The sequence below is a fragment of the Myroides odoratus genome (assembly GCF_001549985.1).
Classification (GTDB): domain Bacteria; phylum Bacteroidota; class Bacteroidia; order Flavobacteriales; family Flavobacteriaceae; genus Flavobacterium; species Flavobacterium odoratum_A.
This window is the reverse complement of sequence record NZ_LROZ01000006.1, coordinates 76,874-101,129: the sequence shown is the minus strand read 5'-3', so window position 1 is coordinate 101,129 and position 24,256 is coordinate 76,874. Positions and strand designations below refer to the sequence as shown.

The following is a 24,256-nucleotide window of genomic DNA, read 5'->3' as shown; positions in this document are numbered from 1 at the left end:
TTTTAGTATAATTACAATTATTTTTGTCTAAAATAGATATCTATAGGCACACCGCTAAAGTCATAAATTTCGCGTAATTTATTCTCAACAAACCTTTTATAAGGATCTTTAATGTATTGAGGCAAATTAGCAAAAAACACAAATTGAGGCGATGGTGTTGGCAACTGCATACAATATTTAATCTTGATATACTTTCCTTTAATTGCTGGAGGAGGAGTATGTTCAATGATTGGCAACATTGTTTCATTAAATTTAGACGTAGAAATGCGATTTTTTCTATTTTCATATACTTGAACTGCAGTTTCTAACGCTTTTAATAAACGTTGTTTTGTAATAGTTGACGTGAACACAATAGGCACATCCGTAAACGGAGCAATGCTTTCGCGAATTTTATCCTCGAATTGTTTTGACGTTAGTGTATCCTTGTCAATCAAGTCCCACTTATTTACTAAAATAACAATTCCTTTTCTATTTTTCTCTGCTAACCAGAAAATATTTTGATCTTGTCCTTCAAACCCTCTCGTAGCGTCCACCATCAAGATACAAACATCACTGTGTTCGATCGCGCGAATAGAACGCATCACAGAGTAGAATTCCAAATCTTCTTTTACTTTTGTCTTTCTACGAATCCCCGCAGTATCTACTAAATTAAAGTCAAATCCAAATTGAGTAAAACGTGTATCAATGGCATCTCTTGTTGTACCAGCAATATCCGTTACGATATAACGATCTTCACCAATTAACGCATTGATGAAACTTGATTTTCCAGCATTTGGACGTCCTACTACAGCAAAACGAGGTAGTTCTCCATCTTCACTCTCTTCTCTTACTTCCTCTTCTGGCAATACTTTGATTACTTCATCTAATAAATCACCTGTACCACTACCACTCATTCCTGCAATTGGGTAAATTTCACCCAATCCTAAATTGTAGAACTCATACGTATCTTCCATACGCTTTCCACTATCCACCTTATTCACTGCTACAAAAACAGGTTTTGTCTCACGATGTAATAATTTAGCTACCTCAGCATCCATAGGAGTAATTCCCTCTTCTACATCAACTACAAATATGATAACATCAGCCTCTTCAATAGCTAATGCTACTTGGCGTCTGATTTCTTCTTCAAAAACATCATCAGAACCTTTGATATATCCTCCTGTATCAATGACAGAAAACTCTCTTCCATTCCATTCTGATTTGCCGTAGTTTCTATCACGGGTTACCCCGCTAACCGAATCTACAATTGCCTCTCTCCTTTGAATCAAGCGATTAAAGAAAGTGGATTTTCCTACGTTTGGTCTCCCAACTATGGCTACTATACTACTCATATACTATTTAAATATCTCGCAAAGTTAATATTTCAATGCAATATTTGACGCTATTATTTAATTTCTCTATTTTTTTTGATTGTATCCGAAACGTTTCAACTGATAATCGCTCGATCTCCAATCTTTATTTACCTTCACAAAAAGTTCCAAGTGCACTTTTTTATCAAAAAATTTCTCCATCTCTTCACGAGAAGCAATTCCTACTTTTTTCAAAGCAGCTCCTTTATGACCAATGATAATTCCTTTTTGTGTATCGCGCTCCACCATAATAATGGCTTTGATTCGAATAATATCCTCCTCTTCTTTGAACTCCTCTGTTTCGACTTCTACGGCATAAGGAATCTCTTTATCATAATTCAATAAAATCTTCTCGCGAATAATTTCATTCACAAAGAAACGTTCTGATTTATCCGTTAAGGCATCCTTTGCGTAATAAGGTGGTGATTCTGGAATTAACTCCAAAATACGATCAAACACCGCTTGTGTATTAAATTTTTCTAAAGCTGAAATCGGGAAAATCTCCGCATTAGGTACTTTTGATTTCCACAATTCTACTTGTTCTTCCAATTGAAGTTGATTGGATTTATCAATTTTATTCAACAACAATAGAATAGGCACTTTTGAGTGAATAATTCGATTGAAAAAAGCTTCGTCTTTCAATTCTTTTTCTCCAACTTCTACCATATAAATCAAAACATCTGCGTCTTCAAAAGCAGACTTTACGAAGTCCATCATTGAGGCTTGTAATTCATACGCTGGTTTAATAATACCAGGGGTATCAGAAAATACAATTTGATACTCCTCTTCATTTACAATTCCTAGAATACGATGTCTTGTTGTTTGTGCTTTTGATGTAATTATTGATAATCGCTCTCCTACTAATGCATTCATTAGGGTAGATTTCCCTACATTGGGATTACCTATAATGTTCACAAATCCAGCTTTATGTGCCATAAAAATATATTTTTCGCTACAAAGGTAGTTTTTATCAATGAGATAGTTGAAAAAAAATGAAAGAACTCGACTTAAATCCTTCCCAAAAAGCTTTTTGGGAGATCAAAATTTTGATTTATATGCGATTTTACTAGCTTTATCTTTTTTAAAGCAAATACAATTTTATGATTACAAACCAAAAACATTGGTCAATAGTAGAATATTTACACGAAACGGTTAAAAATCCCAATATACACATTAAAGGAAATACCAGTTATTACAGTGCCGCTTGGAGTGGTTCATTTGAAGAAAGTGTTGTACGTTATTTATATGGAGATGCTTATAGTACAAGTCAATGGGAACCTGCTTGGCCTATTGATCAACTTTATATTGGTTCCTATGTTTGCATTGCTGCTGAAGCGGTAATCTTAATGGGAGGTAACAACACACACCGTACCGATTGGTTTAGTTTATATCCTTTTATTGAAACCATAGGAGAATCTTATGAAGGAAAAGGAGATACCCTCATTGGCGATGGAGCTTGGATTGGTATGCGTGCGATGATTATGCCTGGAATTACCATTGGCGAGGGAGCAATTATTGCTTCTGGTGCGGTGGTGACCAAAAATGTGGCTCCTTATACCCTCGTTGCAGGCAATCCTGCCAAGCCTATCAAAACAAGATTTGATGAAACAACCATCGCGCGTTTACTTCAATTGAATCTATACGATTGGCCGGAAGCGAAATTTAAAGCTTTACAACCCTACATCAGTGCCAATGCTATTGCTGTTTTAGAAGAAAAAAGCCGTTTATACGATCAAACAAACAGTATACTCAAATAATTACAAAAAAAACAGAACCACATCTCCCTATTGACCAGTAGATTACGACCAATAAAAGCCAATGCAGTCCTTTTTATTAAAAGTTTTTCTTTCATTTACTTGGTTTGTACTAATATTAGTTTGTATATTTGCACCACAATAGCGCGGGATAGAGCAGTAGGCAGCTCGTCGGGCTCATAACCCGAAGGTCACAGGTTCGAGTCCTGTTCCCGCTACTAAGCCAAAAGACTTAATCTAACGATTAGGTCTTTTTTTTTGGTTTACGGTGAAGGGTTGAATGAAATAAGGGCAACAATCATCTTTTTTATCAATTCACATTCCCTGAGATTATAAAGGGCTACCTCTTCATCCATCAAAATTTTATTAATCTTTTTTTTACGATATCCCCCTCCTAATTCAATATTGACTTTTTTATCCCGTAGGGACAAAAATATGCGGTATTGTTATTTTGCTTTTATTTCAAAAAATTTGCAGGTAAAATATCGTAAACATGACAACATTAGCCCAACAAATTGAAGCGCTAAATGAAAATCTAGCTTCTCAATTACCTCCAGAAATACTCGAAGCCTTTGGTCAATCCATTGCCGATTTGAAAAGTCAAGGATTAGAAAATCAAGCTCCAAAAGTAGGACAAGTTTTTCCCAATTTTAAACTTTCAAATACGCTTAATCAACCCGTTGAACTAAAAGAACTCTTGCAAAAAGGAAACGTTATCCTTGCTTTCTTCCGTGGAAATTGGTGTCCGTACTGTAATCTTGAATTAAAAGCCCTGCAAGATCGTTTACAAGACTTCGAAGGAGCTACATTAGTTGCTATTTCACCACAGATAGCAACGTATAATGAAGAATTAAAAAACAATCATGCGCTAGGTTTTGATGTATTGACCGATCAAGACAATCGTTTAGCCAAACAATTGGGCATTTCTTTTTCCTTACAAGACTTCATATTACCTATCTATGAAAAGTTAGGTATTACGCTTTCTTCTTTCAATGGGAATGATTACAACGAACTACCAATTCCAGCTGTTTTTGTACTGGATCAAACGGGAACCATTACTTATACTTTTATCGATACTAATTATATGAATCGAGTAGACATAGATGAAATAATTTCACACATTTAAATACATAAAAAGCATTCCAACTGGGATGCTTTTTATTTAATATTAATGAGATAATGTTTTACCTTAGCCAATCACATCATCTTATTCACCATGAAACATTTTATTTTCATCTTATTCACTTTTTCTTTAATCCCTTGTTTTGCTCAATCAAAAATAGATAAGCAACATAAAGAAATTCTTGATGAAGGAATCCGCCTATATCGCTCCGAAATGGCATCTTGGTATGGTACAGATCTATTCCTTCCTCAATATAGTAACGAAGAAAATATTGGAGGTTATCTTTCCTATGTAGAAGAAGAAACTTCTATTTGTATCTTTTTTTCCAAAACACCAAACCCGCAAGTACTAGGCACTATTACTTTTAATAAAGATTATAACGTACAACAAGCGAAGGTTGACATAAAAGAACGTCCTTTTAGCCAAAAGGAATTAGAGTTGTATACAATTAGGCAAATTGCATTAGAAAATATTGCTAACGATACGCTTTTTAAACGATATAAAAACACTAACTTAAACTTGGTTCCCCTCATTCACGAAAAGGAGAAAAAAGTATATGTTCTTACTGGTCCAACTACGGGTGGAGTTGTTATTTTTGGCAATGATTATCTGATTACTTTCGATAAAAAAAATAAGATCCGTACAAAAAAACAATTACATCAAAATATTATTCCTATCCAAACCGAAGCAACAGAAGGTAATCATACTATTCTAAGTACAATGCACTCTCACACATCTGAAACAGGGCATTTACCCACCGCAACTGATGTATGTACCCTAATGCTATATGCTCCGTACGTTAACTGGGGAACTCATATCATAGTTTCAGAAGAATACAAGAGTATTTGGGATTTTAAAAAATCTGACTTTGTTGTGTTATCTAATAAAACAATCGATAACATAATTCAACATTCAGAGAAGCAAAAAGAGAACTAATCTTGTTCTATTAACTTTTTACTTTTTTCCATCTTTCGAAAAGCTGACATACTCATTCCTTTATGTCGTTTGAAAAATTTATTGCAATGACTTTCATCTGCGAATCCAAATTCATGGACAATCTCATTGATACGCATTTCACTAAAGAGCAAACGATGTTCGATTAGTCGAATTTTATATGCTGAAATATACGCTTGAAAGGATTCACCACCTTGTTTGCGAAAGTAACTCCCCAAATACGTTTCTGAAAGTCCAAAACGCGCTGCAACAACCGCCACTTTCAACTGTTCTGGTTCGCGAATGTGCGCTTGAATATAGTGGAGTATCTGCATCATTTTCGCATCTGTATTAACTTCCATGGGCTTCATCTGAATACGAGCAATATTGCGAGCAGCTATCACCAATATCGCATTGACCATGGGGCGAATTAGGTCTTCATTATACATCAATTCAATCTTCAATACTTCTTGTAGCGTCTGCATCAACTGAGCAACGAGTCGTTTATCTTCTTCGTGAACTAATACAGAAGCTGATAAATGAGAAGCATAATACAGCAAGCATTCAATGTGATCAATGCTCTTCCATTGATACTCCTTGACATAGGATTCGCCAAAACGAATCACCATAAATTCACACATCCCCTCTAAATCAAATTCATGGCAATCTTGAGGAGTAATTAAAAATAGATCTCCTCTTTGAAATGGAATTCGATTGCCATTTACAGCATGACTCCCCTCTCCTGAAATGACATAAACCAATTCAAAAAAATTAAATTGTCTATCGCGCAAAGGGCAACTGTCTATTTTTTCATAGTACACCTCCAGCGCCTGGTACATATTTTCTTTTGCCATGTTGCAAAGATACCGAAATACACTTAATTTATACCTAAAAAACCTCATTTTATCAGTCTATTTTTGCTAAAAAAATATAGAAGATGATGAAAGCCATTACATTAGAAGGATTTGGAGGGATTGAACATCTCCACTATAAAGATATTCCAATTCCTCAACCTCAAGCAAATGAAGTACTCATTCAAACCAAAGCGATTAGCATCAATCCTGTAGATGTTAAAGTTCGGAAGCGTCAAGCCCCTTTAGCTGAACAACTTCTTCAATATCATCCCTTGATTTTAGGGTGGGATATTTCAGGAATTGTAGTTAAAGTAGGTAATGCGGTAACTGACTTTTCCATTGGTGATGAAGTATTTGGCATGGTCAACTTTGTAGGCCATGGACAAACGTATGCAGAATACGTCGCTGCACCCGCCCATCATTTGACAGTAAAACCCACCAATATTTCTCATGCAGAAGCTGCTGCGAGCACACTAGCCGCATTGACTGCCTGGCAAGCTTTCACATCGTATGGAAAATTACGTCCCCATGATCGTTTACTCATTCATGCCGCTGCTGGTGGCGTCGGACATTTTGCTGTACAAATCGCAAAATACCTTGGTGCTTATGTCATTGCTACTTCTTCTGCAGTCAACAAAGATTTTGTGCTTTCTTTAGGGGCAGACGAGCATCTGGATTACCGTCAAGTTGATTTTGAAAAAGAATTGAGTAACCTTGATTTTGTTTTGGAATCCATAGGAGGAACAAATTTTCAAAAATCCGTTGCAGTACTCAAACCTTTTGGAACCCTTGTTACCTTACCATCTGGACATACAAAGGAAGATGAACAAAAAGCACAAGCTAAATTTTTACATGCTTGTTATTTTATGTCGGTGTATGCTAGTCAAGAGGATATGAAGCAGATTGCTCAACTGTTAGCAGCGGGTCATATCAAACCGCATCTGTCACACATTTATTCTTTTGAAGAATTACCACAAGCCCATCTGCAACTAGAAAGCGGACATACCGTAGGTAAAATAGTAATTAAATTTTAATATGATACAACAAGATATTTCCATCGAGCTGCTACAAGCCATCCACGAAAGTCCTTATAACCAAATTGACTACGATTATTTATTAGCCCATAACCCTGCACAAATTCGCATTGAAGAACAACAACTAGCGGATCAGGAAGAGCCTTTAGCAATTCCAGAAGGTTTAGTCGTTGAAAACCTTGCAATCCCCTCTCGAGAGGTTAATCGAACCATCGGATTAAGAACCTATCGACCACAGGGACAAAGCAATCTTCCGGTGTTGCTGTATTTTCACGGCGGTGCTTTTATATATGGTACTCCAGAACAATATGATTTTATTTTTTACCCCTTAGCATTGGCCTTGAATATTTCAATTGTATCCGTCGATTACCGATTAGCTCCTGAGCATCCATTTCCTGCAGCCTTAGAAGATGCTTATGATGCATTACTTTGGTTAACACAAGAAGCTGATCAATTGGGAGGAAATAAAGAAAACATTAGCATAGGTGGAAGTAGTGCAGGAGGAACTATTGCAGCTTCACTTGCTCATTTAGCCGGAGACAAACAGGAAGTTGTACTACGACATCAATATCTGCTCTATCCGCCGATGGATCACCGCTTGCTCACGCCTTCCATGCAGACTTTAGCTCATGCACCGATGCAAACCAAATCTGCTGCCACTTTTATGTGGAAGTATTATTTGGCCACACATCATGAGGCTCCACCGCCATATGCAGTGCCTTACTTGCAATCGAATTTTGCTGATCTTCCTCCAACAACTTTAGTTGTAGCGGAGTTTGACCCCCTCAAAGATGAGGCTAAACACTATGCGGACAAACTCAAGGATGCACAAGTTCCAACTGCATTTTTTGAAGTAAAAGGTGCTACACATGTATTTGACTTTTTCCCGACAGCCATGGCTCGCGACTTTTGGCAACAACAAATTACTTATTTAAAAACCATTTTTATTCAATAATACTATGAATCTCTTAGTCATCAATGGACATCCTAATCCAACTAGCCTCAATGCCACATTGGCACAAACCTATATCGAAACAGCACAGGCTTTAGGCGCCACTGTTCGTTATCTCGCTATTGGTGAATTACACTTTAATCCCAATCTTCAATATGGTTATGCGCAACGCATGGAATTAGAACCCGATTTACTCCGCGCCTTAGACGATATTTATTGGAGTACCCATCAAGTTTGGATACATCCGATGTGGTGGGTGGGTATGCCCGCAATCATGAAAGGGTTCTTTGATCGTTTATTTTTACCAGGTTTAGTATTTAAACATCATACTACAACACATACTGAAGGTCTTTTACAAGGCAAAACAGCTCGTATCATAGTAACCATGGGCGATTTATCTCCAGAAATTCATCAATCAGTATATCGTGAAAGTGGTTCAATTCCTCTACAAGAAGGCATATTAGCCTATTGCGGTGTACAGGTAGAACAAGCAGAAGTATTTGGTCCTCTAAATGATTATAGTCCGAATGACATCCATCAACTCCTCTTACAAATGAAAGAAAAAGCGAAAGAAGATGTCGAAAAACATCTTTCTGAAGTAATATCAAATGACATTTCGAATTAAGTACAATTAATATCAAACTAATAATCAGTTAGTTAACACCATAAAGAAATAATCCCATAAACTTTTTACTTTTTTATTTGTTTTATACCATTATTAGTTTGTATATTTGCACCACAATAGCGCGGGATAGAGCAGTAGGCAGCTCGTCGGGCTCATAACCCGAAGGTCACAGGTTCGAGTCCTGTTCCCGCTACTAAGCCAAAAGACTTAATCTCACGATTAAGTCTTTTTTTTGGTTTATGATGAAGGGTTTACTGTTAACCGTTCACGGTTTCCTCCATTGTTGGCCGTTTACGAGTCCCCGCCATCACTTCTGTAATTAAGTTTTTCACATTTTCATTGACTTCATCCTTAGGCTTTAGTACCAAAGCTTGTTCAATTAAATCTAATGCTTCATGATCTCGTTCTGCCAAAACCAAATTCATGGCGTGATTACCCATCAGGGCAAAATCATTGGGTTTTCGTTTCATGGATTCTTCAGAATAGTACAACGCTTTCTCCAAATCTTGTAAATGAACGGCTTCTAAAGCAGCCTCCATCGGAATAGAGTGATTCTCTACATTAATCACAAACGCTTTTTCCAATAAGGCAAACGCTTCTTCATGGCGTTCCAAACGTTGCAGCGCTTTTGCCATCAATACCATACTAGGCCAATGATCTTCAATTAACGCCAGACATTGTTTAAAATAATGCACAGATTCTTCTAATCTTGCTTGATCCTCAGCATTCAACTCTTGCATGCGGTATTCTTCCAACAGAATAAGATCCTGCTGTTTTTCACACGCTAAGTCATAGAGGGTATTGAATTGTTCAATATGTTGCCTTTCGGCTTCATCTGCATCAATCTGATCGTATATCGTCCCATTCATCAACTGTTCAATCTCCAGTGGTAACAATTCTTTACTATAGGGAGAATAGGGATTTAAAATAAAAGTAGAACCTTTCGTCATACTAAATAAATCTTGTCCCTTCAAACTGATATACGACACTTTTCCCTTCATGATCTCCTGATCAAAAACGCGATTCAACGAGGTAAATACGGGAATATGTCCTCCATCAAAAGACACCAGTTTTACCGTGGTATTTCCTCCAACTGTTTGCTCTCCTTCTTCTAATTCCATTCCATCTGGAGTCAACACAATCAGTTGGTTCCACATCAACTTTTGATAAAAATATTTCTGTGCATCAATACTAGATGCACCTTCTATTAAATAACGTTCTAATTCATTTTCAGGAAAAGTAGAGGGTTGTTCTTTCTTCTTTTTAAAAATATCGAATAATTTCATTTACTTGCTTTTATACTTGCTTCATCGGCGTTTCATACGCTCTTCTATGCACAAACGGAATAACGGTGAGCGTTTATCTATAATCACTAAAGATACAACACTTTTAATCTTCCTTCCAACCACTCCTCTCATCTTCCTCTATTCCTACAGCATCAAGATTTTATTCACGCTTCCTTTTTTTCGCTGCAGACATCGTCTTAAAATTAGCTGCGGACTTCATTCTCAACTGAACAACAGCTGTAACTTCTTTCAAATCCAATTGATCTAAAGGAACAACAGCATAATCCACAATATAATTTTGATCCAATAGCATCAAATTAGGTTGCGTATTCAACACCACTCCATCGATCATAAAAATCAATTTTCCTTTGTAGCTGATATTTTGTTTAGCCCACTGTTCCAAGACCACTAAATTCGATTTATGTCCTTCTTTCAGTGGAAGAGTAATCTTCTTGTCATAGGTTTTCGTTCCAACTGAAAAAAGACCTTCTTCTGCTGTTTTCATTGTCTCAAAACTCTTTGGGTTTATTCCCAATAGGCTATACCCACTATACAATTGTTTTTCCACTTCAATTGCAAAATTGTAATATAATTTATCAATATCTTGAGGCCCAACCTTGGTTGCCATGGCAGCTGACAAATCTGTTTTTTGTTTCGTTTGTGCCGTAGTTGTTGTACTCCATAACCCTAGGCAAGCCAGGCCTAAAACCCAACATGTTCGATATGCTTTCATTGTATTTTTTTTATTAAATGTAAGCAAAAACAACTGATCTTAAACCAGGACCATAAAAAAAGGTTTGTGCAAATCACACAAACCTTATCTATATTCATTTACATTAACTCTGCAGCTACATCTTCCCATTCTTGCATCAATGCTTCTATTTTCTTTTTATTTTGCTCATAGGCCTTAAAAAAGCTTTCGTCTTGCATCAATTTTTCATAATCAACCGCTAATCGTTCGTCGTCTTTAGCGACTTTCTTTTCAAGGGTATTAATCTCACTTTCTATTTTACTCAATCTATTTTGAAGCGTTTTTTGCTTCTTTTGATCTTCGTATGATAATGCTTCGACTTTCTTTTCCTCCACTTTTACTTCAGCTTGAGGCTCTTTCTTATCACTCTTCTTTTCGATTTCGCGCATATTTTGTGCCTTGCGCTCTTCTAAGAAGTAATTGATATCCCCTAAGTACTCTTTAATCTTCTGATCCTTAAACTCATACACTAAATTAGTTAGCCCTTGCAAGAAATCACGGTCGTGAGAAACCAAAATCAACGTCCCTTTAAAGTTTAGCAACGCTTGTTTCAACACATTCTTCGATTTAATATCCAAGTGGTTGGTCGGCTCATCCATAAGCAAGACATTAATAGGTGAAAGAAGCATACGACATAGAGCCAAGCGATTTCGCTCTCCTCCTGATAGCACTTTTACTTTTTTCTCTACATCATCCCCTCTAAATAAGAAAGCTCCTAGCATATCGCGCACTTTTACTCGATTCCCATCGGTAGCGGCATCTAACATTGTATCTAAAAGGGTTTTCTCTCCATCTAAATAATCCGCTTGATTCTGAGCGAAATATCCAATCTGAACATTATGTCCCAATTTAATTATTCCGTCATATTCAAACTCTTTCATGACTGCTTTAATCAACGTAGATTTCCCTTGTCCATTTTGTCCAACAAATGCAATCTTGCTTCCACGTTCGATTAAAAAATCAACATCTTTAAAAATAACTTTATCACCAAAACGCTTCGTAACGCCTTCCATTTCCAATACGACCTTACCTGGATCAATACTCACTGGAAATGAGATATTCATTACGGCATTATCATCTTCATCTACCTCAATACGCTCTACTTTATCCAATTTTTTGATCAAAGATTGAGCCATGGATGCTTTTGTTGCTTTGTATCGGAAACGCTCGATTAATTTCTCTGTTTCTTCAATTTTCTTCGCTTGATTTTTCTGTGCTGCCAATTGCATCTCACGCAATTCCTCACGTAGAATTAAATATTCAGAATACGGCTTATCGAAATCGTAAATTTTACCTAATGATATTTCAATGGTGCGATTGGTTACATTATCTAAGAACATTTTATCGTGGGAAATAATCACAACCGCTCCTGGATAACTTCTTAAAAACTGCTCCAACCAAATGATACTTTCAATATCCAAGTGGTTGGTCGGCTCATCGAGTAAAAGCACATCATTATCTTGTAATAATAGTTTTGCTAATTCGATACGCATACGCCATCCCCCAGAAAAGGTATCTGTAAGATTTTCGAAATCCTCACGTTTGAATCCCAAACCTTGCAAGATACGCTCCGTATTCCCTACGTAATTGTATCCTCCAATAATCTCAAAACGATGCGTTAAATCGCTTAACTTTTCAATTAATTCTGAATATGATTCCGACTCGTAATCTGTTCGTTCAGCTAATTCTTTATTCACTTGATCTAAAGTAGCCTCTACGGCTTTAATTTCTTCAAAAGCTTGGTAAGCCTCATCTAAAACCGTTCTACCTGGAATGAAATCAATATCCTGACGTAAAAAACCTATTTTCAGTTCTTTTTCCATAGCAATACTCCCCGTATCCGGTTCCATATCTCTAGATAAAAGTTTCAACATTGTTGATTTTCCAGCGCCATTCTTTCCAACTAATCCAACGCGATCACCAGCACCGATTCTGAATGTAACGTTTTCAAATAAATATTCGCCTGAAAACGACACAGACAAATTATGTATATTCAACATAAATATTACTTCTTTAATTTAAACTTTTTGTAGCGATGAATGGATATATTTTCATCCAACGCTATATTATTTTCAATATAATTATACAACTGTTCTGCCAAATAAGGCGCTAATAAAACCCCTCGTGTTCCCAATCCATTCAATACAAAAATACGATCAGATTCCAAACTTCTTCCCAACAAAGGGCGACGATCTTTCACAGTAGGGCGTATCCCAGCAATATGTTCTACTATTTCAAAATCCAAATCAATAAAACTTTTCAATCCATCAATCAGTTCATCTTTTCCTTCTTTTGTCGGTTTATCTGTTTTATCCTCCCAGTTATAGGTGGCTCCTAGTTTGTATTTATCCCCTCCAATCGGGATCAAAAATACGCCTGCTTTCAACATAAAATCACATTTCAGCTCTGGAATTTTAACAATCAGCAACTCCCCTTTCGTCCCATCTAGTGGCAATTCTTTAAAAAAGGGATTTTGTAATAGGCCAAAACCTTCTGCAAAAACAATATGTTGTGCTTCTATTCCTTTATAGGCGATACCATCCTCATGATACGTTAATAAACTATAGTCAAAAGTTTCCTTTTTATAACAACCTAGTTGTGCTAAATAACGGCGATAAGCAGGAATTAAATCATCTGTTTCTAAATAACCTGTTGCCTTTACCTTGCCTAAACCGAAAGACAAATCTACTCCATCTCGTTGCATCTTTACAATTTCAGGAGATAAAAAGGCAGTTAAATTTGGTCGATCTGCTGCTTGAAACCAGTTATTTTGCTCTTCAATCGAAGCTAGACGGCGATATAAATCCATCGGGAACCAACATTTCACTTGTAACTTTGCTTCTAAAGCAGGGTAAAATACCTCCGCTAAAGCTAACTGTTCCTTCACTTTCCAAACATCAGTAAAACGTTTCAACACCACTGGATTATACATTCCACCAGCAATAAGAGAAGAAGAACGCGTTTCCCCATCAATGACAACAAAAGTTTTTCCTTCTTGAGCTAGCTTTTCAGTAAATGCAATACCTGCTAATCCAGTTCCTACTACAATATAATCCACCATAATTGAAATCATAAAAAAAGCTCTTATCTAATTTAGATAAGAGCTTTATAAATTAGTAATTACAAAATTAGTAATTCCATAAATCATCTTCAAGGTTTCTGATCAATTCTTTGATGCGTTCGCCTTCAAATAATTGACTTAACTCTCCACCTTTGATATAATCGTTGATACGAGAATCTCCATATTGATTATCTGCTTTGTAAATCGTAGAGCTAAAGCGTCTAGCGTTTAACAAATGATCAAAATTCATTGGATTCATTGGGTTTTTCGAGTTAAATACTTGAGCATCGAATAACGTGTTTCTAGCATCTGGGAAGAAAATCCAAAACAATTCAACTGCGTTTTCTACCTCAGCTCCTTTCGTGTAAAGGTCAACTACTACTGGAGCAATTCCCAATAAACGATATTTTAATTGTCCCTCATTGCGGTCAAAATACCACAATCCCAAAACGTGATACGATTTTACATCAGATGGACGTAATTCAATACGTTGAATATATTCCTCTGGAATTCTTTCACCAGCATTATAGTATTCAATACCAGCATCTGTAGTATCAACTTTCACGAAAGATGTTTCAAGTTCCTTTAACGTTCTTTTTCTTTTAAAGTCACTATCATCGTATACTTCTGTGATAGCTCCAGACTTAATACCATCAATCAAAGCTTGGAACATTGATTTTCTTCCATCTCCAGATACTTCTTCGATTGGATAGTAATAAGACTCATTAGCTTTCTCTTCAAGAGAAATGTTTTCCCATACTTTAATACCAAATAGGATATCCTTATCTGCTACATACCCGTATGGAATTGGTCCTTCGCTTTGTACGTATATTTCTTGAATACTTTTCATTCCAATTTCCTCAGCAGACTTAGCATTTAATAAGTTGCTTTGTGCAAATGATTGCAATGAGAATATTGAAAATGCTACAAATAGTGAAATTTTTTTCCAGTTCATATTATTCAAAGTTTTCTTCTTTTATTTATTTCGAAATTACATGATTTCGAATGTACAAGGTGCTGTTTTCTTCAATGCATAATCACTTGCACCGTCTAAACGTACCTTGATATCAGAAATAACAACCACATCCCCTAGTCTTGCTTTAGAAATCGCAGCTTTCGCTCTGTCATTCATTCTATTTCCTTGAACTACCACAGAAGGTTGTCCTGGAACTTGCAATACAAATCCTGTAACTGTTAAACCTAATTCAAAATCAAAATCTTCTAATTTTGCACCGATGGTTACCACTTCTAAGTTAGACTTAGGTCCTTTCGCAGCGTATTCACCACGAACTGTACCACGAGGTGCAGGAATATCTTTAATTCTAAATACTTTTTTATCGCTTACAGATGTTCCGTCAGGTAATTTTCCAGTTACGTTGATTGTAACTTCTCTACCTGCTTGTGGACGCATGTTATACTGTCCTGCTTTTCCTCCTTTAGATAAACCAGGAGCAGAAGCTACTACTTTATCATCCGAAATACCAGCAAAAGAGATCGTCATTGGGTTAGTTACCCCACGATAAACAACGTTCATTTTATCTGCAGAGATGTTCGCTTGATTTGGTTTTGGTACAACAACATAGTTTCCTGTAAAGTCAACTGGAATTGCTTGTCCATCTTCCATGAATGTAAATTTACCTTTAAATTCATGCTCTCCCACGTTACCTGTACTGAAACCTAAGTTTACACGTCCATTGTCTAACGCTTTTGACAAATCAACTTTTTGTCCGTTTACGATTACTTCAGTTGGTACAGTTGATTGGTCATAACGACCTAGAACAACCATTCCTTTAAATTGTTCACCAGCAAAATAAGCTGATTTCTCAGAAATAACAATCGCTTTATAATTACGCATAGAAGCCGCTTGACTCAATGTGTTTCCTAACAATAAGTTGTAGAAATCATGCTCAATTACTTTTGCATCATTCTGCATCGTAGATAATTTAGTCAACGATGCAATTGCTGGGAATCCTTGGAAATTGTAATTTAAATAAGGCTTTACAACTCCTTCTCCATCTTTTACATCGGCTAAATCAAATCTATTTTGCAATTCAACCATAATTAGTTGGTACTTCGTATCTTCTGTAAGAACGTCAGCAATATCTTTCTTGTATTTTTCAATTGCTCCAATAAATTCCTCTCCTTGTGCAGAGTATTTATCTCCATTAAACCAAGCTTGATCAATTACATCCCCTTTATCCATACGCTCTGCTGGTAATTTTCCATCAATACGTTGTTCTTCTAAAGGTTCAGTAATCATCGTTTTTACAGTAGTAATATAATCAAAAAATTCTTTTGTAATAACTGCTACTTGTTTTGCTCTTTTGTAAGGTTCTCCAAAGCGAGCTGGATCATCCGAAGCTCTCACTTCTAAACTCTCTAGCAAGCTAGTATTATTTGTCATCGCCGAAACGTTCGCCGATTCAAATTTATCGTTTACCATACCAAAAGCTGATAAAACCTCCTTTGACATCTGAAGTGCCATCATCGCGATGAACACAAGATACATAAGGTTAATCATCTTTTGTCTAGGTGTCAATTTTGCTCCTCCTGCCATTATTTATAACTTTATCTGATTATAAATTAATTAGCACCGCGGTTTCCCATTGCAGAAAGCATTCCTCCATAAACAGTGTTTAAAGAAGATAGATTGCTTGTCAAAGCAGACATTTGCTCTTTTAATTTAATATTATTTTCGGCAACTTCTTTATTGATTTCAGCGTTACGAGTAGCACTTTCCAATTGTACTTTATACATTGAGTTTAAAGATTCTAATTGAGCAGCAGCCATTGACATTTCTTCAGCATATTTTCTAGTAGAAGCTACAGAATCTACAGTTGGAGCAATTTCTTTTGATGCTGCTTCAAAGTTTCTGATACTTTTGCTTAAACTATTCATTAACTCACCGTCAATTTTCGCTTCTTTCAATAAATCATCTAATTTTTTAGATAACATACCTTGTTCTTCTGTTGTTCCACCGCCAACAAATCCTACAGCACTACCACCACCTCTAACTTGTGTTGGTTCTCCACCTTTTAATTCTGGATACACTTTAGACCAATCTAACTCGTCATCAACTGGTTCAAAAGCAGATATCGCAAAAATAAGAGCTTCTACAACCAATCCTAAAGTTAGCATATTATTTCCATTAATTGGACCTAACTCCATGTGCGTAATCTTAAATAATGCACCGATAATTACAACTGAAGCCCCCATTCCATAACAGAAGTTCATTACTTTTTTAGGTATTGCCATAATTTTTTAATTGTTTTAATTGTTTGTCTATAATCTATAATTGTTTTGGTTCTGGTTATTTAGCCATTTTAGACGCATTGCTTCTTGACATTGATCCTGAAACAGATTGTACAGTTCTAAATCCGATGTATGATCTAGCAGAATCTGCATACTCTGAGTCACGTGTCGCAACTTGTAACATATAAGCTGGGTCTCTCCAAGATCCCCCTCTAACTACTTTTAATGGCGTATCTGATCTTCTATTTTTTGGTTTTAAGCTTGACATGAAGTCATAAGATGATGAATCATACGGTGAACTTGTCCACTCTGCCACGTTTCCTGACATATTATATAGGTTATATCCATTTGGTGGATAAGCACGTGCTTCAGCTGTATAAGTAGCTCCATCCGCTGCATAGTCAAAACGACTAGGTTTGAAGTTTGCCATGAAACAACCTTTTTCATCTGTTGTATATGGACCCCCCCAAGGATACATTGCTCCTTCTAAACCACCTCTAGCAGCAAATTCCCATTCGCTTTCCATTGGCAATCTGTATTCATGTACTTCAGAAGGTAAACGTTTTGAACGTAAGAATGTATTTTTGTATAACGTTCTCCATGCTGCAAACGCTCTAGCTTGATTCCAGTTCACACCCACTACAGGATATTCACCAAAAGCTTCGTGCCAGAAATAATCATTGTGCATTGGCTCGTTATAAGAATATTGGAATTCTTTAATCCAACGTGTTGTATCAGGATAGATCAATAACGTTTCTGTTTTTAAGTGTCTGCTGCGTTTTCCACGAGGATCATTTCCTTTATCTTTCATTGCTCCTTCTAAATCCACATACGTGTATTTAAATTTAATTTTAGAAGCATCGAACATACCTAATCCATTATATGTTTCAGAAGCTGGAATGTATAAAGAGTCCATTACTTCAACATAATATTCGTCTGGGTAACGATCTACCGATACAGGTAAGTTCACTTTTTTATTCAATCTTCTACCTGCATACATATCATCACTGCTATCCATGCTGTAGTAATTTTCGTACATATATCTTTGATAAGGTGTCATACGATCTAGATTTTCTTCATTATCTAAAAATGCATAAGCACCAATACCACCACCATCTGGAGTCAATCCCATATCATCCGCAGCAATAGCCAAACGAGTTCGAATAACCGAATCCTTTACCCAATCCACAAATTTTCTGTACTGGTTGTTTGTAACAGCAGTCTCATCCATGTAGAATGAACCAACAGTTACCGTTTTTGTTGGAGCATCTTGTGCACCAAGGAAATCTTCGTTTGATTGTCCCATTGTAAAAGTCCCACCAGGAACTAAAGACATACCATGAGGCTTCGTAGTTGACCATCTCTTACCTTCTACTCCGCCTAACAACTCACCTCGATCTCCAGTACCACAGCTGCATACCAAAGCTAAAACTGCTCCTAACGTAATGATCTTCTTCATATATTATTTAGGTTTTCTTATATACTTCTTAAAAATGTAAACGTATTCAATTATTTTTAATTTTCAAAAACAAAGCTAAAAAAAATTTAGTTTATATTTAACATATGTAAATGTTAAATTTTTTAAGCCTAAACTAAACTCTTTTTAAATGCTCTCCACCATCTATCAGGTAATTGCTGAGCGGTTGCCTTTTCGTAATCTTCATAGCTACAAGGCAGCAAGATTTTCTTTGTTAACTTTTCATTAACACCTACTCCAACATTCACTTCTATCCACCATCTTCCGGAAATATCGCTCTTGTAAAATATCAAATTCTCGTAATCATCAAAAGGCACTATATATTTTATATAATTATCCTTACAGGCAAACGGATATTCATTGTAGCGATAATTCACCCCTTCAATAAAATACCATAATATTTGTCCTAATAATAACGTTTCATTTATTTGATTATTATAATTAAATATTCCAAAAGTACTAACTTTATCGCTTAATCCACTATAACGAGCCAAAGAACAAATTTCTCTTCCATCAAATCCATTGGGATTATAGGTTACAAAATTACCTGAATCACTTGACTTAACAGCGTTGATGTCGATACTCACAATATCAGCATCGCGCAATACGGGTTCCGCCAATGCAATATTATTAATAATTTCGCCAACTCGGTACGCTTCAAAGTATAAACTTTCAATTAAATCGATCTCTTCTTGCGAATTATAATACGTTTGGTAGCCTAAATTTGAAAAATTAAACAAATTATTCGGTTCTTCTAGAATAATTCTCGATAGGAAACTTTCTGCTGCTGGACCTCCATCTTTTGCCACATCTAATTTATGATCGATGCAAACAAGGTTCACCATTTGTTCTAATTTATCATAACCGCGATACAACGCATAGGTCAAATCTTGGCTTCCTCCTATCACTACTGGAATTGTTCCGTTCTTTACTAGCTCTTCTACAACTTTCCTCAATAAAAAATAAGTATCCTCTATCGATTCACCAGGTGTAATATCCCCTAAATCTGCTATTCGAACATTCCAATTCCCAGGAAATAACGTATAAAAGGCTTTTCTAACTTTCATCAAGTCCACCATAGCAGGTTCCAAGGCCAATCCTCTATTATCGGTCACCCCTATAATAGCGATTTTATATTGCTCGTACTTATCAAAAGGACCACCAGAGTGGAAATAAACTTTTTTACCTAGACTTTGGCTAGGTAATCCATCGATATAATTCCTGAATTCAATACTAACTGGACGTAAAAGTTCTAACATGCCTTACTATTCAATTATTTCTTGGTCGTTGTTTTCTTAGCTGTCGCTTTTTTAGCTGCCGGTTTTTTAGCTGCTGTTGCCTTTGTTTTCTTTGCAGGTGTTTTCGCCTCAATCATTGCTTTTACTTCATCCAACGTTAACGCTTGTGCATCTACATCTTTAGACAACTCTATTTTTACTTTCCCTTTTAAGATCACAGATCTTCCCCATCTTGCTTTTTCTACACGGATACCTTCTGCTGTCCAATCGTGAATAACCTTATCTTTCTCTTTCTGAATTTTATCTTCAATCAGCTCGATAATATCTTGATTCGATAAATTGTCAAAATCGTATTTCTTATTGACATTGATAAAAATATTATTCCACTTCAAGTAAGGACCAAATCGCCCTACACCTTTTTGTACAGGTAAATCTTTATACGTAGCAATCGGTCTATCGGCTTCTTCTTTCTCTTGAATAAACTCTAGCGCTTTTTCGTAAGACACGTCTAATGGTTCTAATCCTTTTGGCAAAGAAATAAACGTTTTACCCACGCGCACATAAGGACCAAATCGCCCGTTATTTACTTCTACTTCTTCTCCTTTATATTCTCCTAACATACGAGGCAATAAGAATAGCTTTAACGCCTCTTCTAATGTGATTGTTCCAATATTTTGATCTGGAGCTAAACTTGCAAATTGTTTATTTTCATCTTCAGCATCACCAATTTGAGCCATCGGTCCAAATTTCCCTAAGCGAACTAACACAGGCTTACCAGAAGCAGGGTCCGTTCCTAAAATACGCTCTCCTGATTCACGCTCTGCGTTTTCTTCTACATCTTTTACTGTTGGATGGAAGTGATCATAAAATTCACGCATCATCTTCGCCCAATCTTCTTCCCCTGCAGCAATAGCATCAAAATCTTCTTCAACTTTTGCCGTAAAGTTGTAATCAAGGATTGTTTTGAAGTTCTTTACTAAGAAATCATTGACAATAATACCAATATCTGTTGGAATCATTTTTCCTTTATCCGATCCTGTTTTTTCCACCAATACTTTTTCAGTCACAGCAGCTTGAGCTAGCGTCATAACTTTGTAATTGCGCTCTTTCCCTTCTGTTGTTCCTTTTTCTACATAATTACGTGCAATAATCGTAGAAATCGTTGGTGCATACGTAGATGGTCGCCCAATCCCTAACTCTTCTAGCTTCTTCACCAAAGAAGCTTCTGTATAACGAGCAGCAGGTTTACTAAAGCGTTGTGTTGCCACAATTGCATTAGATAAAAGCGACTCTCCTACTTTTAAGTGTGGTAAGATTCCTTCTACTTCTTCCTCTTCATCATCATGTCCTTCTAAATATACTTTTAAGAATCCATCAAATAACAACACCTCACCTGTAGCGACGAATAAATCACTGTACTTATTCGCTCCAATTTTCACATTCGTACGCTCCAATTTAGCATCACTCATCTGAGAAGCCAACGTACGTTTCCAGATCAAATCATACAAACGCGCTTGATCTCTATCTAAAGGAACAGTGTGTAACGCCATATTCGTAGGTCGGATTGCCTCGTGCGCTTCTTGTGCTCCTTTACTCTTTGTTACATAACTTCTAGATTGTACATATTCTGCACCGTATGATTTTGCAATTTCTGCTGCTGCTGCTTTTGTCGCTTCTTCAGATAAATTCACACTATCTGTTCTCATATAGGTGATATACCCTTCTTCGTACAAACGCTGTGCTAACATCATCGTCTGTCCCACAGAATAATACAACTTACGCGCTGCTTCCTGTTGTAAGGTTGATGTTGTAAATGGTGCGGCTGGTGATTTTTTAGCGGGTTTTGTTTCTAAATCCTTAATAGCATAGTTTGCTCCTATATTAAGGTTTAAAAAATCTTTGGCTTCTTGTTCAGTAGCAAAATTCTTTGATAATCTTGCTTTTACAACTTTGCCTTCAGCAGTTTTGAATTCTGCTGTTATAACATAAGAAGATTCAATTTTAAAATCGTTGATTTCTTTTTCTCTTTCAACAATTAATCGAACAGCTACAGACTGAACACGTCCAGCAGATAATCCTCCTTTTACTTTTTTCCACAATACGGGTGATAACTCATACCCCACCAAACGGTCTAATACACGTCTAGCTTGTTGTGCATTTACTAAATTATAATTAATCCCTCTTGGGTTATCAATCGCTTTTAGAATTGCTGACTTAGTAATTTCGTGAAAAACAATGCGTTTTGTTTTATTTTGATCTAGTTTTAACTCTTCTGCCAAATGCCAAGCAATAGCCTCACCCTCACGGTCCTCATCGGAAGCTAACCAAACAACTTCTGCATTTTTAGAAAGATCTCTTAGCTTCTTTACTACAGCTTTCTTATCACTAGAAACCTCATATTTGGGTTTAAAATTATCTTCTACATTAACTCCTATCTCTTTAGAAGGTAAATCCGCTATATGTCCATAACTAGATTCTACCTGATAATCTTTTCCTAAAAATTTTTCAATTGTTTTTGCCTTTGCAGGCGACTCCACGATCACTAAATTCTTTGCCATACTTCATTCTTTTGTGAAGCAAAAATATGCGTTTTTTCTTAATATTTCTACTTCAACCGATATAATTCATACTTTCTCTTAAAATCCTTTCCGATGATTTAAAAAATACACACTTTTTTAACGTTGATTAGAAAAAAATTCTTTTTTTTACCCAACACCTTATACAAACAGAAATTCGTCCAAAAGTAAAAAAACAAAAGTAATTAATACATACCTTCTTGTGTATTTTACTTTTTACATCAATTCACAACACCTATAATATAAGGAAAAACGATAGTAACTACTTTCATTCATCTACACCAAAAATATCTTTTTTTAGTATCCTTATGACCTATTGAAACTATTTTTCAGCTACCATTCAAGATTCCCACAGTAAAACACCTCAAGCGACAATTCCATGCAAAACCAACCAATAGAGTAAAGACGACCTAATCGTTCCAATAAAATCGCTAAGAGCTTCTTAAATATAAAGCTGTCAACTTGTCAGCAAATAAAATTAAACTATCTTTGTGACTTAAAATAAAACTCCCTTTTAAATAATCATATGGAAAAGGTAATTGACGAAAATAAACAAGGAACGAGCTTACAGCTAGAACAGAATAGAGACAACACTAAGAAGCTTTTTATTGAAAGCTATGGTTGTCAAATGAATTTTTCAGATAGTGAAATCGTTGCTTCCATTTTATCTGACGCAGGATATAATACAACCAATAACTTAGAAGAAGCTGATTTAGTTTTAGTAAACACTTGTTCTATTCGCGACAAAGCGGAACAAACCGTACGCAAACGCTTAGACCAATACAACCGAGTAAAGAAAAAGAACCCAGGAATGAAAGTGGGGGTGTTAGGTTGTATGGCAGAACGTCTAAAAAGTAAATTCTTAGAAGAAGAGAAGATTGTCGATATGGTAGTCGGACCTGATGCTTACAAAGATCTTCCTAATCTTTTAAAAGAAGTAGACGAAGGTCGAGATGCTATCAACGTCATTTTATCAAAAGATGAAACCTATGGTGATATTGCTCCTGTTCGTTTACAAAGTAATGGTGTTACTGCTTTTGTGTCGATCACAAGAGGTTGTGACAACATGTGTACGTTTTGTGTTGTGCCTTTCACAAGAGGACGTGAACGCAGTAGAGAACCACACAGTATTATTTCAGAAATCCAAGACTTATACGAAAGAGGCTTCAAAGAAATTACGTTGTTAGGTCAAAACGTAGATAGTTACCTTTGGTATGGAGGTGGACTAAAGAAAGATTATGACAAGGCCTCAGACATTCAAAAAGCGACAGCGGTTGATTTCGCTCAGCTTTTAGACTTATGTGCTACAAAATTCCCGAAGATGAGATTCCGTTTTTCAACGTCAAATCCACAGGATATGCACATGGAAGTAATTGAGGTAATCGCTAATCATGACAACATTTGTAAATACATTCACTTGCCTGTTCAATCAGGAAGTACACGTATCTTACAAGAAATGAATCGTCAACATACAAGAGAGGAATACATCGAATTAGTAGACAAGATTTATGCGTTAATCCCTGATATTTCTCTTTCACAGGATATGATTACAGGTTTCCCTACAGAAACAGAGGAAGATCACCAAGATACGCTTTCGTTAATGGAGCATGTTCGCTATGACTTTGGGTTTATGTTTGCTTATTCAGAACGCCCAGGTACTTTAGCTGCACGTAAACTAGAAGACGACATTCCAGAAGAAGTGAAAAAACGTCGTTTGAGCGAAATTATCGCAGTACAAGGTAAGATTAGCTTAGAGCGTACAAAGCGTTTTGTAGGACAAACAGTAGAGGTGTTGATTGAAAAAACATCAAAGCGTTCAGATTTAGAGTGGAGTGGAAGAAATTCACAGAATACAACGGTTGTATTCCCGAAAGAAAATTATAAAGTAGGTGACTTTGTAGAAGTATACGTTGAAGATTGTACTTCTGCTACCTTAATCGGTAAGGCTGTTGGTTATTCACCAATGCAAGAAGATTAATCACCTTTTGAAA

20 protein-coding genes and 2 tRNA genes are annotated in these 24,256 nt (G+C 36.2%); 9 read left to right on the top strand and 13 right to left on the bottom strand.

Features of this window, described 5'->3' with window-relative positions:
- Positions 1-17: 17 nt before the first annotated feature.
- Together der and era are read right to left on the bottom strand one after the other, a co-directional pair.
- The gene (gene der, locus AWV75_RS08545) at positions 18-1,331 is read right to left on the bottom strand and encodes a ribosome biogenesis GTPase Der (protein WP_002987617.1); all 1,314 of its coding nucleotides are present in this window, start codon (positions 1,329-1,331) and stop codon (positions 18-20) included.
- A 66-nt stretch (positions 1,332-1,397) separates the two neighbouring features.
- Positions 1,398-2,285 (bottom strand): GTPase Era, encoded by an 888-nt coding sequence (gene era / locus AWV75_RS08540; protein ID WP_060873978.1) that lies wholly within the window; start codon positions 2,283-2,285, stop codon positions 1,398-1,400.
- 164 nt (positions 2,286-2,449) lie between these two features.
- Here era and AWV75_RS08535 point away from each other — a divergent pair, with 164 nt between their 5' ends.
- The 4 genes from AWV75_RS08535 (at position 2,450) to AWV75_RS08520 (ending at position 5,162) form a co-directional block, all read left to right on the top strand.
- Positions 2,450-3,106: a CatB-related O-acetyltransferase gene (locus AWV75_RS08535; RefSeq protein WP_060873977.1), complete on the top strand. Its 657-nt coding sequence runs from the start codon at positions 2,450-2,452 to the stop codon at positions 3,104-3,106.
- Between the two features lie 142 nt (positions 3,107-3,248).
- Positions 3,249-3,321: transfer RNA gene (locus AWV75_RS08530), tRNA-Met, on the top strand.
- 275 nt (positions 3,322-3,596) lie between these two features.
- The gene (locus tag AWV75_RS08525; RefSeq protein WP_060873976.1) at positions 3,597-4,229 is read left to right on the top strand and encodes a peroxiredoxin-like family protein; all 633 of its coding nucleotides are present in this window, start codon (positions 3,597-3,599) and stop codon (positions 4,227-4,229) included.
- Between the two features lie 90 nt (positions 4,230-4,319).
- Complete coding sequence (locus AWV75_RS08520) at positions 4,320-5,162, top strand: hypothetical protein (RefSeq protein WP_060873975.1); 843 nt, start codon at positions 4,320-4,322, stop codon at positions 5,160-5,162.
- Here AWV75_RS08520 and AWV75_RS08515 read toward each other — a convergent pair.
- Positions 5,159-6,013: a helix-turn-helix domain-containing protein gene (locus tag AWV75_RS08515; RefSeq protein ID WP_231738070.1), complete on the bottom strand. Its 855-nt coding sequence runs from the start codon at positions 6,011-6,013 to the stop codon at positions 5,159-5,161. The genes AWV75_RS08520 and AWV75_RS08515 overlap by 4 nt on opposite strands.
- An 86-nt stretch (positions 6,014-6,099) precedes the next feature.
- On the opposite strand from AWV75_RS08515, the gene AWV75_RS08510 reads away from it, so the two are divergent.
- The 4 genes from AWV75_RS08510 (at position 6,100) to AWV75_RS08495 (ending at position 8,817) form a co-directional block, all read left to right on the top strand.
- Positions 6,100-7,047 carry an NADP-dependent oxidoreductase gene (locus AWV75_RS08510; RefSeq protein ID WP_060874064.1) on the top strand — a complete coding sequence of 316 codons (948 nt, stop codon included), beginning with the start codon at positions 6,100-6,102 and terminating at the stop codon, positions 7,045-7,047.
- Position 7,048: 1 nt separating this feature from the next.
- Entirely contained in the window at positions 7,049-8,002 is a 954-nt protein-coding gene (locus AWV75_RS08505; RefSeq protein WP_060873974.1) for an alpha/beta hydrolase, read from the top strand.
- A 4-nt stretch (positions 8,003-8,006) separates the two neighbouring features.
- Positions 8,007-8,624: an NAD(P)H-dependent oxidoreductase gene (locus AWV75_RS08500; protein ID WP_060873973.1), complete on the top strand. Its 618-nt coding sequence runs from the start codon at positions 8,007-8,009 to the stop codon at positions 8,622-8,624.
- A 120-nt stretch (positions 8,625-8,744) separates the two neighbouring features.
- Positions 8,745-8,817: transfer RNA gene (locus AWV75_RS08495), tRNA-Met, on the top strand.
- 64 nt (positions 8,818-8,881) lie between these two features.
- On the opposite strand, the gene AWV75_RS08490 is transcribed toward AWV75_RS08495, so the two are convergent.
- The 10 genes from AWV75_RS08490 to topA form a co-directional block, all read right to left on the bottom strand.
- The gene (locus tag AWV75_RS08490) at positions 8,882-9,910 is read right to left on the bottom strand and encodes an SseB family protein (protein ID WP_060873972.1); all 1,029 of its coding nucleotides are present in this window, start codon (positions 9,908-9,910) and stop codon (positions 8,882-8,884) included.
- A 160-nt stretch (positions 9,911-10,070) separates the two neighbouring features.
- Positions 10,071-10,643 carry a hypothetical protein gene (locus tag AWV75_RS08485; RefSeq protein WP_060873971.1) on the bottom strand — a complete coding sequence of 191 codons (573 nt, stop codon included), beginning with the start codon at positions 10,641-10,643 and terminating at the stop codon, positions 10,071-10,073.
- 98 nt (positions 10,644-10,741) lie between these two features.
- Positions 10,742-12,661: a ribosomal protection-like ABC-F family protein gene (abc-f, locus tag AWV75_RS08480; protein ID WP_060873970.1), complete on the bottom strand. Its 1,920-nt coding sequence runs from the start codon at positions 12,659-12,661 to the stop codon at positions 10,742-10,744.
- Between the two features lie 5 nt (positions 12,662-12,666).
- Positions 12,667-13,734, bottom strand: coding sequence for an NAD(P)/FAD-dependent oxidoreductase (locus AWV75_RS08475; protein ID WP_060873969.1), 1,068 nt, complete (start codon positions 13,732-13,734; stop codon positions 12,667-12,669).
- 55 nt (positions 13,735-13,789) lie between these two features.
- Positions 13,790-14,677: a gliding motility protein GldN gene (gene gldN, locus AWV75_RS08470; RefSeq protein ID WP_060873968.1), complete on the bottom strand. Its 888-nt coding sequence runs from the start codon at positions 14,675-14,677 to the stop codon at positions 13,790-13,792.
- Between the two features lie 36 nt (positions 14,678-14,713).
- Positions 14,714-16,279: a gliding motility protein GldM gene (gldM, locus tag AWV75_RS08465; protein WP_060873967.1), complete on the bottom strand. Its 1,566-nt coding sequence runs from the start codon at positions 16,277-16,279 to the stop codon at positions 14,714-14,716.
- A gap of 26 nt (positions 16,280-16,305) precedes the next feature.
- Positions 16,306-16,977 (bottom strand): gliding motility protein GldL, encoded by a 672-nt coding sequence (gene gldL, locus AWV75_RS08460; RefSeq protein ID WP_060873966.1) that lies wholly within the window; start codon positions 16,975-16,977, stop codon positions 16,306-16,308.
- Between the two features lie 55 nt (positions 16,978-17,032).
- A complete protein-coding gene (gene gldK / locus AWV75_RS08455; protein ID WP_060873965.1) occupies positions 17,033-18,433 on the bottom strand; it encodes a gliding motility lipoprotein GldK in 1,401 nt (466 codons plus the stop codon).
- Between the two features lie 128 nt (positions 18,434-18,561).
- Positions 18,562-19,710 carry a formimidoylglutamase gene (locus AWV75_RS08450; RefSeq protein ID WP_060873964.1) on the bottom strand — a complete coding sequence of 383 codons (1,149 nt, stop codon included), beginning with the start codon at positions 19,708-19,710 and terminating at the stop codon, positions 18,562-18,564.
- A gap of 14 nt (positions 19,711-19,724) precedes the next feature.
- A complete protein-coding gene (topA, locus tag AWV75_RS08445) occupies positions 19,725-22,247 on the bottom strand; it encodes a type I DNA topoisomerase (RefSeq protein ID WP_060873963.1) in 2,523 nt (840 codons plus the stop codon).
- A 544-nt stretch (positions 22,248-22,791) separates the two neighbouring features.
- Between topA and miaB the strand changes: the two genes are divergently transcribed.
- Positions 22,792-24,243, top strand: coding sequence for a tRNA (N6-isopentenyl adenosine(37)-C2)-methylthiotransferase MiaB (miaB, locus tag AWV75_RS08440; protein ID WP_060873962.1), 1,452 nt, complete (start codon positions 22,792-22,794; stop codon positions 24,241-24,243).
- The last annotated feature ends 13 nt before the right edge of the window (positions 24,244-24,256 follow it).